The sequence below is a fragment of the Streptomyces peucetius genome (assembly GCF_025854275.1).
Taxonomy (GTDB): domain Bacteria; phylum Actinomycetota; class Actinomycetes; order Streptomycetales; family Streptomycetaceae; genus Streptomyces; species Streptomyces peucetius_A.
Genome location: NZ_CP107567.1, coordinates 7,483,989 through 7,499,481 on the forward strand (window position 1 = coordinate 7,483,989; position 15,493 = coordinate 7,499,481).

General features: G+C 72.8%; 15 protein-coding genes. 7 read left to right on the plus strand and 8 right to left on the minus strand.

The window, feature by feature from the left end:
- Positions 1 to 24: 24 nt before the first annotated feature.
- Positions 25 to 924: a serine hydrolase gene (locus OGH68_RS33765; RefSeq protein WP_264250417.1), complete on the minus strand. Its 900-nt coding sequence runs from the start codon at positions 922 to 924 to the stop codon at positions 25 to 27.
- Between the two features lie 48 nt (positions 925 to 972).
- On the opposite strand from OGH68_RS33765, the gene OGH68_RS33770 reads away from it, so the two are divergent.
- The 3 genes from OGH68_RS33770 to melC2 all read left to right on the plus strand — a co-directional run bounded on the left by OGH68_RS33770 (position 973) and on the right by melC2 (position 3,529).
- Positions 973 to 1,914: a LysR family transcriptional regulator gene (locus OGH68_RS33770; RefSeq protein ID WP_264250419.1), complete on the plus strand. Its 942-nt coding sequence runs from the start codon at positions 973 to 975 to the stop codon at positions 1,912 to 1,914.
- A 366-nt stretch (positions 1,915 to 2,280) separates the two neighbouring features.
- The gene (gene melC1, locus OGH68_RS33775) at positions 2,281 to 2,682 is read left to right on the plus strand and encodes an apotyrosinase chaperone MelC1 (protein WP_264249289.1); all 402 of its coding nucleotides are present in this window, start codon (positions 2,281 to 2,283) and stop codon (positions 2,680 to 2,682) included.
- Positions 2,683 to 2,701: 19 nt separating this feature from the next.
- Positions 2,702 to 3,529 carry a tyrosinase MelC2 gene (gene melC2 / locus OGH68_RS33780; protein ID WP_264249291.1) on the plus strand — a complete coding sequence of 276 codons (828 nt, stop codon included), beginning with the start codon at positions 2,702 to 2,704 and terminating at the stop codon, positions 3,527 to 3,529.
- Between the two features lie 24 nt (positions 3,530 to 3,553).
- Here the strand turns inward: melC2 and OGH68_RS33785 are convergent, their stop codons facing one another.
- Both OGH68_RS33785 and OGH68_RS33790 read right to left on the minus strand, forming a co-directional pair.
- Entirely contained in the window at positions 3,554 to 5,893 is a 2,340-nt protein-coding gene (locus OGH68_RS33785) for an excinuclease ABC subunit UvrA (protein WP_264249294.1), read from the minus strand.
- Between the two features lie 28 nt (positions 5,894 to 5,921).
- Entirely contained in the window at positions 5,922 to 6,938 is a 1,017-nt protein-coding gene (locus OGH68_RS33790; RefSeq protein ID WP_264249295.1) for an MsnO8 family LLM class oxidoreductase, read from the minus strand.
- A gap of 60 nt (positions 6,939 to 6,998) precedes the next feature.
- Between OGH68_RS33790 and OGH68_RS33795 the strand changes: the two genes are divergently transcribed.
- A complete protein-coding gene (locus OGH68_RS33795; protein WP_264249297.1) occupies positions 6,999 to 7,496 on the plus strand; it encodes a hypothetical protein in 498 nt (165 codons plus the stop codon).
- A gap of 30 nt (positions 7,497 to 7,526) precedes the next feature.
- Here the strand turns inward: OGH68_RS33795 and OGH68_RS33800 are convergent, their stop codons facing one another.
- Complete coding sequence (locus tag OGH68_RS33800) at positions 7,527 to 7,742, minus strand: dodecin (protein WP_264249298.1); 216 nt, start codon at positions 7,740 to 7,742, stop codon at positions 7,527 to 7,529.
- Positions 7,743 to 8,074: 332 nt separating this feature from the next.
- Between OGH68_RS33800 and OGH68_RS33805 the strand changes: the two genes are divergently transcribed.
- From OGH68_RS33805 to OGH68_RS33815, 3 genes are all read left to right on the plus strand, one after another.
- Positions 8,075 to 9,322 carry an extracellular solute-binding protein gene (locus OGH68_RS33805; protein ID WP_264249299.1) on the plus strand — a complete coding sequence of 416 codons (1,248 nt, stop codon included), beginning with the start codon at positions 8,075 to 8,077 and terminating at the stop codon, positions 9,320 to 9,322.
- 186 nt (positions 9,323 to 9,508) lie between these two features.
- Complete coding sequence (locus OGH68_RS33810; protein ID WP_264249301.1) at positions 9,509 to 10,333, plus strand: GNAT family N-acetyltransferase; 825 nt, start codon at positions 9,509 to 9,511, stop codon at positions 10,331 to 10,333.
- On the plus strand, positions 10,330 to 11,199 hold the full coding sequence (locus OGH68_RS33815) for a lysophospholipid acyltransferase family protein (RefSeq protein WP_264249302.1): 870 nt from the start codon (positions 10,330 to 10,332) through the stop codon (positions 11,197 to 11,199). The genes OGH68_RS33810 and OGH68_RS33815 overlap by 4 nt, the downstream gene beginning before the upstream one ends.
- On the opposite strand, the gene egtD is transcribed toward OGH68_RS33815, so the two are convergent.
- The 4 genes from egtD to egtA are packed head-to-tail and all read right to left on the minus strand — an operon-like array spanning position 11,094 to position 15,411.
- Positions 11,094 to 12,056 (minus strand): L-histidine N(alpha)-methyltransferase, encoded by a 963-nt coding sequence (gene egtD, locus OGH68_RS33820; RefSeq protein ID WP_264249304.1) that lies wholly within the window; start codon positions 12,054 to 12,056, stop codon positions 11,094 to 11,096. The two genes, OGH68_RS33815 and egtD, sit on opposite strands and share 106 nt — an antisense overlap.
- Positions 12,057 to 12,809, minus strand: a complete 753-nt coding sequence (gene egtC, locus OGH68_RS33825; RefSeq protein ID WP_264249305.1) for an ergothioneine biosynthesis protein EgtC — start codon at positions 12,807 to 12,809, stop codon at positions 12,057 to 12,059.
- Positions 12,809 to 14,137: an ergothioneine biosynthesis protein EgtB gene (gene egtB, locus OGH68_RS33830; RefSeq protein ID WP_264249306.1), complete on the minus strand. Its 1,329-nt coding sequence runs from the start codon at positions 14,135 to 14,137 to the stop codon at positions 12,809 to 12,811. The genes egtC and egtB overlap by 1 nt, the downstream gene beginning before the upstream one ends.
- Positions 14,134 to 15,411, minus strand: coding sequence for an ergothioneine biosynthesis glutamate--cysteine ligase EgtA (gene egtA, locus OGH68_RS33835; protein ID WP_264249308.1), 1,278 nt, complete (start codon positions 15,409 to 15,411; stop codon positions 14,134 to 14,136). Before egtA ends, egtB begins: the two co-directional genes overlap by 4 nt.
- Positions 15,412 to 15,493 lie beyond the last annotated feature (82 nt).

Sequence of the window (15,493 nt, forward strand, 5' to 3'; positions counted from 1 at the left end):
TACCGCCGGACGCATGAGGCCTGGTCAAAGGGGCTGCCCGGTCCCGGTGCCGCGCAGCAGATCCACCGCGGTCCGCGCCGCCGTACCGATGGCCACGTCCGTCTGCGTATGGTTCGCGACGAGGTCCGGGGTGCGGGCGAACACGGCGACCGCGTACCGCCCGCCGTCCGGGAACTCGACCACACCCACCTCGTTGTGCAGCCCGGGCAGCGTCCCGGTCTTGGCCGCGACGCGCACGCCGTCGCCGAACCCGGCGGCCAGCCGGTGCCGGAACACCTGCCGGGCCATCAGGTCCCGCACCTGGGCACACGCCTGCGGCGGGCCGGCCTCGTCACGCCACACCATCCGCAGCAGCCGCGTCATCTCGCGCGGTGTGCTCGCGTTCGTACGGGCAGGGTCGTGGACGCCGAGCGCCCGCACCTGCTCGGGGGACAGGGTCGGGAACACCGCGGCGAACTCCCGCTCGTCTTGGGCCCCCACCTCGGCGAGCATCGACTCCAGCAACTGCCTCGGGCCGCCCACGATCCGGGTGCCCACCAGACCGAGTTCCGCGGCGAGCAGCGCCACGGTGTCCGCCCCGACCCGTTCCATCAGCAGGTCGGCCGCCGTGTTGTCACTCACCGCCATGGCGAAGTGCGCGAGGTCGCGCAGCGAAAGCTCCACGTCGTCCAGGCAGCCGCCGGTGCCCCAGCCACCGAGCCTGCGGTCCGCGCTCACCCGTACCCGCTCCCGGGGGTCGAGCTGACCGGCAGCCGCCTGCCGGGCGAACTCCAGCACCAGCAGCACCTTGAACACGGAGGCCACCACCACCGGTTCGTCGGGGCGGCACCCGACCTCCCCCGGGCCGTCGATGTCCACGGCGTGCAGCGCCCCCGCGGCCCCCGCCGCGGCGAACACCGCACCCAGCCGCTCCTCCACCCGCATCCGGATCAACACTCCCGCCTGTCGCCTAAGGTCTTCCCCGTGGATCTCCTGCGCCACTTGCGTATCTTCGTCGCCGTCGCCGACGAGTTGAACTTCGGGCGGGCAGCCGAACGGCTCGGGATGGCCCAGCCCCCGCTGAGCCGTGCCGTGCGCAGACTGGAGGACGACCTCGGGGCCGAACTCTTCGACCGCTCCCGCCGGCAGGTGCGGCTCACCCCGGCCGGCTCGGTGCTCCTCGACGAGGCGAGGGAGCTGCTGGCACGCGAGGAGCGTACGAGAGCGCTCGTCCGGCGCGCCCGCGACGGCGACCTCGGGACGCTGCGCGCCGGCGTGCCGCCCGACACCTCGGCCGCGGTGCTCTCCGCGCTCCTCGTCCGGTGCGACGAGCGCGGACTGCGGGTCGATCTCCAGGAGGTGACGACGGACGAGCAGCTGCGGCTGCTGGCCTCCGGGGGCCTGGACACAGGGCTGGTGCATCAGCCGGTCGACGCCACGGAACTGGAGTTGGGACCGGAGGTCCGTATCGAGCTCGGAGTGGTGCTGCCCCGGACATCGCCTCTCGCGCGGCTGCCGGAGGTCGCCGTGGGCGACCTGGCGGGGCACGACCTGGTCCTCTTCCCCCGGACGTCGGCGCCCGGCTGGTACGACACGACGCTCGACGTCTGCCGGCGGGAGGGCTTCGTCCCCGGCAGGATCAGGCACGCACGCAACCCGGAGTTCCTCATCGGCCTGGTGACGGCGGGTCACGGAGTCGCCTTCGACCAGGGGACGGTCGCCCGCAAGGAGCCCAGGGCCGCCTGGCGGCCGCTCGTCGGCCGGCCGCTCGCCCAGCGGATCTGTGCCGCCTGGCCCCGCCGGTCGCCGCACGGCGCCGCGGCCCGGGAGTTCGCCGCTGTCGCGGCGGAGGTGCTCGGGCGCGACCGTACGGCGGTGCCGTACGGCGGGGGAGGGGAGGCGGGGCCACGGCCCTGGTCGGTGGTGTACGGCTGAGGGGCCGTCACGGCCGTCGAGCGGACCGGGGCCGGGGGCGGTCCAGGAGCGGGGCCGGAGCAGAACCGGCATATGTTCCGGTCATGTTTGCGGCGTGAGAATGTGCATGGATTCTGTGCCCGCACCGAAGAACGTCCGTTGAGGGCCCGCCTTCAGGGCGGAATATTCGCTTCCTGTGGTACCCGCAGGCCGCGTGATCGCAAGATCAACTTCTGTTCAATTCCGTACCTCTCGCGTCGAGTTGTCCATTTCGCGGCCAAGCGGCCCCCGCCGTTTACCGGGCGTCTCGCGGATCCAGGTAGGCATGTCCGCGGGCGGTGCCGACCACACCGCCGTACGGACCACAGCACCTCTGGGGGATCAGTCATGTCCCGACTCACCCGCCGTCAGGCCCTGGGCGCCGGCGCCGCCGCGGGCCTCGCCGTCGTCGGCGCCGCGCCTCCGGCACCTGCCGCACCTGCCACGGCTGCCGCACCGGCCGCCGTGCGACGGCGCACCGTCCACGGCACTCCGCAGCCCTTCGACGAGGTCTACCTCGGCCGTCGCATACAGGGCGGCCCGTCGCACAGCGGCGGCCACCACGCACACCACGCGGACGGCTGGATTGTGCGGATCGACGGCCAAGAACTGCACGTCATGCGCAACGCCGACGGTACGTGGATCAGCGTCGTGAACCACTACGAGCCGCAGGCCACCCCGCGGGCCCTCGCGCGCGCCGCGGTCCTGGAACTCCAGGGCGCCTCCCTCGTCCCCCTCGACCTCGCCTGACCCGGGAGCAGCCCGCACCATGACCGTACGCAAGAACCAGGCCGCGCTCACCACCGCCGAGAAGAGGCGTTTCACCGACGCGGTGCTCGAACTCAAGCGGACCGGCCGCTACGACGCCTTCGTCACCACCCACAACGGTTTCATCATGAGCGACACCGACCACGGGCCCCGCACCGGCCACCGGTCGCCGTCGTTCCTGCCCTGGCACCGCAGATTCCTCCTCGACTTCGAGCAGGCGCTGCAGTCCGTCGACCCGTCCGTCGCCCTGCCGTACTGGGACTGGACGGTCGACCGCACACCCGCCTCCTCGCTCTGGGCGGCCGACTTCCTCGGCGGCACCGGCCGCAGCCGCGACGGCGCAGTCATGGACGGGCCGTTCGCCGCCGCGGCCGGGAACTGGCCGATCACCGTGCGGGTGGACGGCCGTGACCATCTGCGGCGCTCGCTCGGCGCCCGCGGCCTCCAACTGCCCACCCGGGCCGAGACCGACTCGGTCCTCGCCATGCCCGTCTACGACATGCCCCCCTGGAACAGCGCCTCAGACGGCTTCCGCAACCACCTCGAAGGCTGGCGCGGCGTCAACCTCCACAACCGGGTCCATGTCTGGGTCGGCGGTCAGATGGCCACTGGAGTCTCCCCCAACGACCCCGTGTTCTGGCTGCACCACGCCTTCATCGACCGGCTCTGGACGCAGTGGCAGACCCGTCACCCGGACTCGGCGTACGCCCCGGCGGCCGCCACGTCCGACGTGGTGGACCTGCACGACCCGATGCGCCCCTGGAACGACGTGACACCCGCCGACATGCTCGACCACAGACCGCACTACACCTACGACACCGCCGCGTAGCCCCCGCCGCGGGGGCGACGGAGCCTATCGTCCGAGCGCCTCGGCGAGATACGGCGCGGTGCGGCTGCCCGCCGCCCGCGCCACCTCGGCCGGGGAGCCGGACGCGACGATGCGGCCGCCCTCGTCACCCCCGCCCGGACCCATGTCGATGACCCGGTCCGCGCCCGCCACCACGTCCATGTCGTGCTCGACCACCACCACCGTGTTCCCTGCGTCGACCAGGCCGTGCAGTTGACGCATCAGTACCTCCACGTCGGCGGGGTGCAGCCCGGTCGTCGGCTCGTCGAGCACGTACAGGGTGTGACCGCGGCGCAGGCGCTGCAGCTCCGTGGCGAGCTTGATCCGCTGGGCCTCACCGCCCGACAGTTCGGTCGCCGGCTGGCCGAGCCGCAGATAGCCGAGCCCCACGTCGAGCAGCGCGCGGAGACTGCGCTCGGCCGCCGGGGTCCCGGTGAGGAAGTCCGCCGCGCCCTCGACGGTCAGGTCCAGCACCTCGGCGATGTTCAGGCCCCGGTGCCTCACCTGGAGCGTCTCCTCGTTGTAGCGGGCGCCACCGCAGGCCGGGCAGGGCGTGTACGTGCTGGGCAGGAACAGCAGCTCCACCGAGATGAATCCCTCGCCCTGACAGGTCTCGCACCGCCCGCCGGACACGTTGAACGAGAACCGGCCCGCCCGGTAACCCCGCTCCCGGGCCTCCCCGGTGGCGGCGAACACCTTGCGGACCACGTCGAACAGGCCCGTGTACGTGGCGAGGTTGGAGCGCGGCGTACGGCCGATCGGCTTCTGATCGACCGTCACCAGACGTCCGACGCCCGGGTGTTCCTCCGTGACGGAGCCGACGAGGGTGGACTTCCCCGAGCCCGACACACCCGTCACCGCGGTGAGGACCCCGAGCGGCAGGCGCGTGGTGAGCCCGCGCAGATTGTGGCGGGTCACCGGCCCCAGCGTGAGGTGGCCGGACGGTTCGCGCGGTGTCCGGACGGGTGGCGGCCCGGCCTCCAGGAGGAAACGCCGGGTGACCGACTCGCTCACCCCGGCCAGCTGCTCCGGAGGACCGCTGTGCAGGACCCGCCCGCCGTGCTCGCCCGCCAGCGGCCCGACGTCCACCAGCCAGTCCGCGTGCCGGACCACCCCGAGGTGGTGCTCCACCACGAACACCGAATTGCCGCCCGCCTTGAGACGGTCGAGGACGACGAGCAGCGCCTCCGTGTCGGCCGGATGCAGTCCCGCCGACGGCTCGTCCAGCACGTACACCACGCCGAACAGTCCCGAGCGCAGCTGGGTCGCCAGCCGCAGCCGCTGCAGCTCACCGCTGGAGAGCGTGGGAGTGGCCCGGTCCAGGCTCAGATAGCCGAGGCCCAGTTCGGTCACCGTGGCGACCCGCGCCAGCAGGTCCGCCGTCAGCACCCGCGCCGTCTCACCGCCGTCCCCCTCCCGCAGCACTCCGGCCAGGGCTGTCAGCGGCAGCGCCGCGAGCTCGGCGATCGTACGGCCCGCGAAGGTCACCGCGAGCGACTCCGGCCGCAGCCTGCGGCCCGCACAGACCGGGCAGGGCTCACTGGTCAGGAACCGCTCCGCCCTGGCGCGCAGCGTCCGGCTCCTGGAGTCCGAGAACGTGTGCAGCACATAGCGCCGGGCGCTCATGTACGTCCCCTGGTAGGGGCGCTGGATGCGGCCCGCCTCCCGGACCGGGTGCACGGTGACGACCGGCTGCTCGTCCGTGAAGAGGATCCAGTCCCTGTCCTGCTGCGCCAGGTCCCGCCAGGGCCGGTCCACGTCGTGGCCGAGGGCGTCCAGCACATCACGCAGGTTCTTGCCCTGCCAGGCGCCGGGCCAGGCGGCGATCGCCCCCTCGCGGATCGACAGCGAGGGATCGGGCACCAGCAGCTCCTCCGTGGTGCTGTGCACGCGGCCCAGGCCGTGGCACTTGGGGCAGGCGCCGGCGGCCGTGTTCGGCGAGAAGGCGTCCGAGTCGAGACGCGGTGCGCCCTCGGGGTGGTCGCCGACCCGGGAGAACAGCATGCGCAGCGAGTTGGAGAGCGTGGTGACCGTCCCCACGGAGGAGCGCGAGGAGGGGGAGGAGCGGCGCTGCTCCAGCGACACCGCGGGCGGCAGACCGGTGATCTCACCCACCTTCGGCGCGCCCACCTGGTGGATCAGCCGGCGGGCGTACGGCGCGACGGACTCGAAGTACCGGCGCTGGGCCTCTGCGTAGACGGTGCCGAACGCCAGCGAGGACTTGCCGGAGCCGGACACGCCGGTGAACACGACCAGGGCGTCGCGCGGGATGTCCACGTCGACGCCGCGCAGGTTGTGCTCCCAGGCGCCTCTGACGCGCACATACGGGTCGTGAGGGGTGTGCATAACGGACGATTCTAGGTGTCGGCGCTGGTCAGCCGGTCGGCGACTGCCCTGTGATCCGGGCCAGACGCCGCAGCGAGTCCAGCAGCGCGGCACGGTCGTAGGTGCTCGTCGTGACCAGCACCTCGTCGGCGCCGCTCTCCTTCACCGCTGTCCCCAGCGCCTCGGCGACCTGCTCCTCGGTGCCCGCGATGTGGCCCCGCAGGCCCGACTCGTACAAGTCCCGCTCCTTGGCGGTCATCTCCAGGGCCTCGATCCGCTCCGGCGGCATGAGCGGCGGAAACGTCCCGTGGGTGCGGGAGTACGCCATCGACCAGGCCTCCGGCATCAGCAGCCGGTGCGCCTCCTCCTCGGTCCCGGCGACCGCGACCGTCCCCGCGACGACCACGTACGGCCGCTCGGCCCACCGGGACGGGCGGAACTCCCGCCGGTAGCCGTCCACGGCCGTCAGCAGCCGGTCCCGGCCGCGCAGATCACCGATGACCAGCGGCACGCCGGCCCGCGCCGCGATCCGCGCGCCTTCCCCGGTGGCGAGCAGGTACGGCGGCACCCGGAGGCCCTCGGAGGGGCGGGCGCGGACGTGGGGATGCGCCGTCTGCCCGCCGGTGAACCAGCCGAGGAGTTCCTCCAGTTGCACCGCGAAGTCCTCGGCGTCCTTCTTCTCCCGGCCCAGCGCCCTGCGGATGCCGTCGGTGAAGCCGACGGAACGGCCGAGGCCCATGTCGACTCGGCCCGGGAAGAGCGACTCCAGCACGCCGAACTGCTCGGCGACGACCAGCGGCTGGTGGTTGGGCAGCATGACCCCGCCGGTGCCCACGCGGATCGACGTGGTGGCGGCCGCGACGGCCGCCGCCAGCACGGTGGGCGCCGAACCGGCGACGCCGGGCACACCGTGGTGCTCCGAGACCCAGAACCGGTGGTAGCCCAGGGCCTCGGCGTGCCGGGCGAGGCTCACGGTGTCGCGCAGCGCGGCGGGAGCGTCGTACCCCTCCCGGGTGCGGGAGCGGTCGAGCACGGACAGGCGGGTCGATGCGGTCACTGAGCTCACATACCGGTTCAACGCTCACGGCCCGCCGGGATTCCCGTTCCCCGCTCTAGGGTGGGCGGTGTGACACACAGCAGCAGGCCGCTGGCCGTATTCGACCTCGACGGGACGCTCTCCGACGCCGGGCACCGCCAGCATCTGCTGGAACGCAAGCCGCGCGCCTGGGACGCCTTCTTCGCCGCTGCCCCGTACGACCCGCCGCTCGCCGAGGGCGTGGCGCTGTGCCTGGAGGCCGCGAAGGAGTGCGAGGTCATGTACCTCACGGGCCGACCGGAGCGGTGCAGGGCGGACACCCTGGACTGGCTCGCCGCCCAGGGGCTGCCGGAGGGCCGCCTCTTCATGCGGCGCAACGACGACCGGCGGCCGGCCCGCAGGACCAAACTGGAGATCCTGCGGCGGCTCGCCCGCGACCGGGAGGTCGGCATGCTGGTCGACGACGACGAACTGGTCTGCCAGGACGCGGAGCGCGCCGGCTTCAGGGTGGTACGGGCGGCGCGCTGGGGCGCGTCGAGCACGACACCCGTGATGCGGGACGCGCAGGAGCGCGAGGGCCGCACCTGAGGCGGCCGTCCCGCGAGGGCGCTCGGGCGGTCAGTCGCCGTCCTCGAGACGGAAGCCCACCTTCAGACCGACCTGGTAGTGCTCGATCTGCCCGTCGACGATGTGACCGCGGACCTGCGTCACCTCGAACCAGTCGAGGCCCCGCAGCGTCTGCGACGCCCGGGTGATCCCGTTTCGGATGGCCTGGTCGACACCGTCGTGCGAGGTGCCCACGATCTCGGTGACGCGGTAGGTGTGGTTGGACATGTCTGTCGCGCTCCTCTCGATGCGTTCACTCCACCGTGCCCCACGAAAAGGCTTCCCGCGAGGCGTCGGTGTCCGGCGGCCGTGCACGCCGGGCCGTGCACGCCGGCGTGCCGCACCGGCGGCGACGGGGCGGTGGCGTTCCGGCCACAGCCATGAATGCCGTGTGAAGGTCAGGTGAGCGCCCCGTGGACGGTACTCACGGGTCCTCCTTCGGTTGCCGGACTTGACCGGACCTTTGGTGCAGACCAAAATCCAGCCACACGCCCGTGCGAGCGCCGCGCGCTTCCCCCCACGTCGGGTCCATCCTCCGTGCCACGCAGAAGGTGTCCTACGTGAAGAACCGCTCGTTCGCCCTGTCCACCGCGCTCGTGTGTGCACTCACGCTCGCCGGCTGCGGGGTCCTCCCCGGCGGTTCGCAGAAGACCACCGTGGACGTCTGGCTGATGCAGGGCAGCGTCTCCGGCGAGTTCCTCGAGCGCTTCACCAGTGAGTACGAGAAGGAACATCCGTCCGTGGAACTGGAAGTCACCTTCCAGCAGTGGACCGGCATCGGCAAGAAGGTCATGGCGGCGCTCGAGAGCGACGACGCACCCGAGGTCATCGAGGTCGGCAACACCCAGGTCGCCCGGTACGCGGAGAGCGACGCGCTGCGCGACCTGACCCTGGAGTCCGTCCGCGACCTCGGCAGCGAGGAGTGGCTGCCCGGCCTCGCCGAACCCGGCAGCATCAACGGCTCCCAGTACGGCATCCCCTGGTACGCCGCCAACCGCGTCGTCATCTACAACAAGGACCTCTTCGCGGCGGCGGGCATAACCGAGCCTCCGAAGGACCGCGCCGAGTGGCTGGAGATCTCCGAGAAGCTCGACGGCAACGGCCGGCAGGGCATCTACCTGTCGGGCCAGGACTGGTACACCCTCGCCGGGTTCGTCTGGGACGAGGGCGGAGAGCTGGCCGTCGAGAGGGGCGGCAACTGGGAGGGTGCCCTGCACACGGAGGCGGCGCTGCGCGGCATGGCCTTCTACCAGGAACTCCAGTCGCACGGCGACGGACCGAAGGACGCCGACGAGGTCACGCCTCCCCAGGCGGAAGTCTTCGCCAAGGGCGACGTCGGGCAGATCATCGCGGTGCCGAGCGCGGTGCCCGCCATCGAGAAGGCCAACCCCGCGCTCAAGGGGAAGCTGGGCTTCTTCCCCGTGCCCGGAAAGACATTGGAGGCGCCGGGCGCCGTCTTCATCGGCGGCTCCGACCTGATCGTGCCCGAGAAGGCGGACCACCGGGCCGCCGCCGTCGAGGTGGTCACGGCACTCGCGAGCGAGAGGTGGCAGACGGAACTCGCCCTGACGATGAACTACGTGCCGAACAAGACGACGCTCGCCGGTGTCATCGAGGGCAACGAGGGCACGGCCGCGATGGCGGCCGGCGCCGCACGGGGTCGCGCCACCCCGAACTCCCCCCAGTGGGCGGCGGTCGAGGCCGACAACCCGATCAAGCCGTACATGACGGCCGTCCTCCAGGGCCAGGACCCGGCCCGCGCGGCCCGCGCGGCCTCCGAAAGGATCACGGCGGCGCTGCGCCCCTGATCCGGCGGTGGCGCGCCGAGGTGCCTTGCCCCCGGCGGGCACCGCGGGCCCGGTCGCCCGGCATTCAGAGTCCTCACATCCGCTCTCCGCCGGGCGGTCATGTCGAGTCCAGCCGGCCACGGAAGAAACAAGGAGCCGGGCCGCCGCACCCGCGGTCCGTCCCTCCGTCCGGCACAGGAGACCGTCATGCCCGCATCCCCGCTCGTCGTGCCTGCTCCGCTCCCCGCACAGGCCCCCGCGCCCGCGCCCGCCCCCTCCTCCGTACCGGCTCAGGGCGGCGAGCCCCGCTACGTCGTCTCGCTCGCCCGCGACCAGGAAGACGTCCGTGCCGCTCAGCGGCTGCGCCACCAGGTGTTCGCCGGAGAGATGGGTGCCCGGCTCGACGGACCCGAGCCCGGGCTGGACACCGACGCCTTCGACGCCTACTGCGACCACCTGCTCGTCCGCGAGGCGGACACCGGTGAGGTCGTCGGCACCTACCGGCTGCTGCCGCCGGAGCGCGCCAGGATCGCCGGCCGCCTCTACTCCGAGGGGGAGTTCGACCTCACGCGCCTCGACGCCATCAGGGACGACCTCGTCGAGGTCGGCCGCTCCTGCGTCCACCCGCTGCACCGCAACGGCGCCGTGATCGCCCTCACCTGGGCCGGCCTCGCCCGCTACATGACCCGCACCGGCCACAACTGGCTGGCCGGCTGCTGCTCCGTCCCCCTCGCCGACGGCGGCGGCCTCGCGGCCGCGACCTGGAACACCGTACGGGAGAAGAACCTCGCCCCCGAGGAGTACTGGGTCACCCCGCACAAGCTCTGGAACGCCGAGACCGTCACCCGTCCCGCGGGCCGGGCCGAACTGCCTCCGCTGCTGCGCGGCTACCTCAGGCTCGGCGCCTGGGTGTGCGGCGCTCCCGCCCACGACCCCGACTTCAACGTCGCCGACCTCTACGTCCTGCTGTCGCTGCGCCGCACCAACCCGCGCTACCTGCGCCACTTTCTCTCGCTCGCACCGGTCCGATGAACGTCTGGCTGCCCACCTCGCCCTGCACCCCGCAGGGCTGCGCCGGCCACCACGGAGCGGTGGCCGGCAGGGCCAGGGCCGCAGTCCGGCTGACGGCCGGCCTGGCGGTCGTCGCCTGCGGCGTACTGCTCGCGCCTCTCGCGGCGCTGCTCGGCAGGCTCCTGGGCGCCGCCGTCCGCCACCGGCTGACCCGCTGGTGGTCACGGGCCGTGCTGCGGGCGTTCGGCGTACGGGTACGGGTCGTGGGCGTCCCGCACGGGCTGCGGGGCGCGCTCGTCGTGGCCAACCACATCTCGTGGCTGGACATCCCGCTGATCGCCGCCGTACTGCCGGGGCGGATGCTCGCGAAGAGCGAGGTCCGCTCATGGCCCGTCCTCGGGCCGCTCGCCGCCCGCGGCGGGACTCTCTTCGTGGAACGGGACCGGCTGCGCACGCTGCCCGCCACCGTGGCGGCGATGGCGGGCGCGCTGCGCGACGGGGCGCGGGTCGTCGTCTTCCCGGAGGGCTCCACCTGGTGCGGTCGCGAACGGGGACGGTTCCGCCCGGCCGCCTTCCAGGCCGCGCTCGACGCGGGCGTCGCCGTCCAGCCCGTACGCATCACCTTCTCCCCGACCGGAGCGGCCGCCTTCGTCGGCGACGACCCGTTGCTCGTCTCGCTGTGGCGGGTCGCGACGGCCGGGAGGCTGACCGCGGAGATCCGGCTGCTGCCGCCGATCCTCCCCGGGAGCCGGCCCGACCGCCGCTCACTGGCGCTGGCCGCTCAGTTCGCCGTCGCGAGCGACAGGGCGAACCGGCCCTCCTTGTCCGTCCACCAGTGCGTCAGCTCCAGGCCGGCCGCCGCGAGTTCGGTCCGCACACCGTCCTGACGGAACTTCGCGGACACCTCCGTGCGCAGTTCCTCGCCCGCCTCGAACGGCACCGCCAGATCCAGCTCGGGAATCTTGACGGTGAGGGCCGAACGCGCCCGCAGCCGCATCTCGATCCACTCGTTGTCGCGGTCCCACAGCGCCACATGGTCGAAATCGCCCGGGTCGACGTCCGCGCCCAGCTCCCGGGCGAGGACCGCGAGCACATTCCGGTTGAACTCGGCGGTCACCCCGGCCGCGTCGTCGTACGCACGCACCAGCACCGCCTCGTCCTTCACCAGGTCCGTCCCCAGCAGCAGGAAGTCGCCGGGGTCCAGCAGGGCGCGCACCGACCGCAGGAACACCGCCCGCTCGCCGGGCAGCAGATTGCCGATCGTGCCGCCCAGGAACGCGACCAGCCGCGGCCCCGGTGTGCCGGGCAGCGCCAGCCCCCGGGTGAAGTCGGCGATCAGAGCATGCACGTTCAGCGACGGGCGCTCGGCGAGCAGCGCCTGAGCCGCCCCCGACAGAGCGCTCTCACTCACGTCCACCGGCACATAGGTGTGCAGGCCCGGCAGCGCGTCGAGCAGGAAACGGGTCTTCTCCGAGGAGCCGGACCCGAGCTCCACCAGGGTCCGCGCCCCGGTCGCCGCCGCGATCTCCGGCGCCCGGCCGGCGAGGATCTCCCGCTCGGCGCGCGTCGGGTAGTACTCGGGGAGCTGGGTGATCTCCTCGAAGAGCTCGCTGCCGCGCGCGTCGTAGAACCACTTCGGCGGCAGGGACTTGGGCGTACGGGTCAGGCCGTGCAGGACGTCACCGCGCAGCGCGGCGTCCGTCGCGTCCTCGGGCAGGGTGCGGGTCAGCAGGAAGGGGCTCACTTAGGTCGGCTCCTTGAGCTCGGTCAGCAGGATCTCGGTGCGGGTCGCGGTGAGCAGCGTGCGATCGGGCACCTCCTGCCAGCGCGGATCGTCGTCGTACGGCTCGGAGGCCACGACCGTGCGCCGGCCGGGCCCGGTGAGATACCAGAGGGTGTCGCCCCACGCGGTCGCGGCGACCGCCGTGCCGTCGGTGAGGAGCAGGTTCAACCGCGACTGTGGCGAGAGCGCGGCCGTGTCACGGACGGTGTCGGCGAGCGCCTGCCCCACGCCGTCGCCCGCGCGCAGCCGGTGCAGCACCAGCGCCCACAGCAGCGCCGAGTCGTTGCGCGCCTCCATCGACAGCAGTTCGTCCGCGGGCAGCGTCACGGCGAGCGCCCCCATCGAGGCGGGCCAGCCGCGCACCGCCCCGTTGTGGCTGAACAGCCAGGGCCCGGACGCGAACGGCGCCGCCGCGGCCTCGGCGTCCGCGCCCGGGGCGGTGGCGTCCCGTACGGCGGCGAGCACCGCGGAGGTGCGCACCACGCGCGCCAGGTCGGCGAACGACAGGTCGGCCCAGATCGGTCCCGCGCGCCGGTACCTGGCGGGCACGGGGTCGCCCTCCGCGTACCAGCCGATGCCGAAGCCGTCGGCGTTGACCGTGCCGTGACGCTGCCGGCGCGGCGCCCAGGACTGGCGCAGCAGACCGTGCGCCGGCTCGACGAGCGAAGTGCCCAGCGGCTCCGGCGGTCCCAGTACGGCTATGTGACGGCACATCAGATCGGCTCTCCGTTCCCGCTGCCCCGCTCCTCTGCGTCCCGGGCCGTCCGGAAGCCGGAGAAGATCTGCCGCCGCACCGGCAGGTCCCAGTTGCGGAACGTGCCCCGGCAGGCGACCGGGTCGACGGCGAAGGAACCGCCGCGCAGCACCTTGTGCTCGCTGCCGAAGAACACCTCCGAGTACTCCCGGTAGGGGAACGCGACGAAGCCCGGGTACGGCAGGAAGTCGCTCGCGGTCCACTCCCAGACGTCGCCGATGAGCTGCCGCACACCCAGCGGGGACGCCCCTTGCGGATAGCTGCCCGCAGGCGCGGGCCGCAGATGGCGCTGGCCGAGGTTCGCGTGGGCCACCGACGGCTCCTCGTCGCCCCACGGGTAGCGGCGGACCAGGCCCGTGCCCGGATCGTGCCGGGCCGCCTTCTCCCACTCGGCCTCAGTGGGTAGCCGGCGCCCCGCCCAGCGGGCGTACGCGTCCGCCTCGTACCAGCTCACATGCAGGACGGGCTCGTCCGGCGGCACCTCCTCGGTCACACCGAAGCGGCGCCGCAGCCACACGTGACCCTCCCGCCGCCAGAACAGCGGAGAGCCGATGTCGTGCCGGCGGATCTGGTCCCAGCCCTCACCGGCCCACCAGCGCCGGTCGCGGTAGCCGCCGTCCTCGATGAACGCCTGGTACTTGCCGCAGGTCACCGGCACCGTGTCGATGTGGAACGCCGGCACGATGCGTTCGTGCGCGGGCCGCTCGTTGTCCAGCGCCCACGGCTCCGTGGACGTCCCCATCGTGAACGCACCGCCGGGGACCAGGACTTCGGGCGGCAGCGGTCCGGTGTCATGCTTCGGCGGCGCGGGCGCCGACAACGCGGCCGGACCCTTCCTCAGCTGATGCGTGATCAGCATGGTCTCGTCGTGCTGCTGCTCGTGCTGGGCGATCATGCCGAACGCGAAGCCCGCGTCCACGAGCGGACCACCGCCCTCGAACGGGGTCCGCTCCAGGACGTCGAGGACCCGTCCGCGGACGTCGGAGGCGTACAGCCGTGCCTCCGCGGGCGCCAGCAGCGGCAGCGAGGGGCGCGCCGCCCGCGGATGCTCGAAGGCGTCGTAGAGGGAGTCGATCTCGGGCCGCAGCGCCTCGCCCCTGCCGACGTTGCGGAGCAGCCACTGCTCCTCCTGGTTGCCGATGTGGGCCAGGTCCCAGACCAGCGGCGACATCAACGGAGAGTGCTGCGCGGTCAGATCACGGTCGTCGACGCAGGAGGTGAGAGCGGCGGTACGGGTACGGGCGCGGGTCAGCGCGTCGAGGGCCTGACGCCGCAGTTCGTCGGTCATGTGCCGGACTCCTTGGCCACGGAGGGGAAGCTCGGGTCGTCGGCGGGGCACCGGCCCCGAAGGACATGGCGCTCGTTGAAGCGGGCGACGGCGTCGCGCACGGGCGTGGAGACGCCGAGCCGGTCCAGCGACTCCAGCGCGGCGGCGAAACACGTCACCGCGGCGGCGTGCAGCTCCTGATCGGCCAGCCCGTGCCGCGCCGCCGCCACCCACAGCGGATTGCGCGGAGCGGCGGCCTGCGCGTCCATGCACTCGGCGAGCGGCTTGAGGGCGCGGTACACGCTCTCCGCCGCTTCGGGATCGTCGAACAGCGCGGTGGCCACCGCCAGCGGCACCATCCAGCCGTCCTCGCCGGACTGCGCGTCGATCATGCGCAGCTCCAGATGGCCCCGGGGCCGTACAGGCGGGAAGAGCGTCGTGAGGTGGTACTCGAGATCCTCCACGGTCGCCGGCCGCCCCGTGTCCGAACGCAGCCACTCCCGGAAGGTGAGCCGGTCGGGAAGGGGCCAGGGCCCTTCCGGCGTGCGCACGCACATCACCGGGGCGTCCAGGACGTGCGCCGTCCACGCCGCACGCGGCTCCGCCTCCAGCGGCGGCGCCATCGGGCGCACCGGATCCAGCATGTTCCACACCGCCTGCCGCGTGGAACGCCAGCCGGTGCGACGCCCGGCCAGCACGGGGGAGTTGGCGAACGCCGCCAGCAGCACGGCGCCGAGCAGATGGGCGAGCCGCCAGCGGCGGCTGTGCCCGAGCGGCCCCGGCTCCTCCTCACCGGTGTCCAGGCAGACCTGGATCGAGGCGGAACTGCACATCATGGCGCGGCCGAAGGGACCGGACCGGTCGAGATACGTCTCCATCGCGTCGTAGCGCGGCTGGTGGAGGATGCGGCGGGGCGGATGCCAGGGATCCAGGCCCAGCCCGTTCAGAGTGAGACCTGCCGGGTGGAGGGCCGCTCGTACGGCCTGAAGGTCGGCGGCTGTGGAGTCGATGCACTCCATCAGCGAAGCGGCGGGGGGCGAGCTGAGCTCCAGCTGGCCGCCCGGCTCGAAGGTGAGGGCGGAATTCAGGGGCAGGGCGCGTATGTCGTCGAAGGCCGCCTCGAGGCGGTCCTGCGGTACGGGTTCCTCAGGCTGCTCCCGCGCGTGGACCAGCCATTCCAGCTCCACACCGACGGTGCGGGGAGGGCCCGTCTTGAAGCAGATGCACCGGAGCAGGTCCTCTGCCTCTGCCTCGGACATCGGACGGCCGACGTCGGCCGAACCGGGTGGGTGCATGATCGGCTCCTCCTGTCGAAGGGACTCAGCCAACCTAAGGCCACTGCCGCGGCCGCGCACAAGAGCGCCCCTGAGGAGCGGA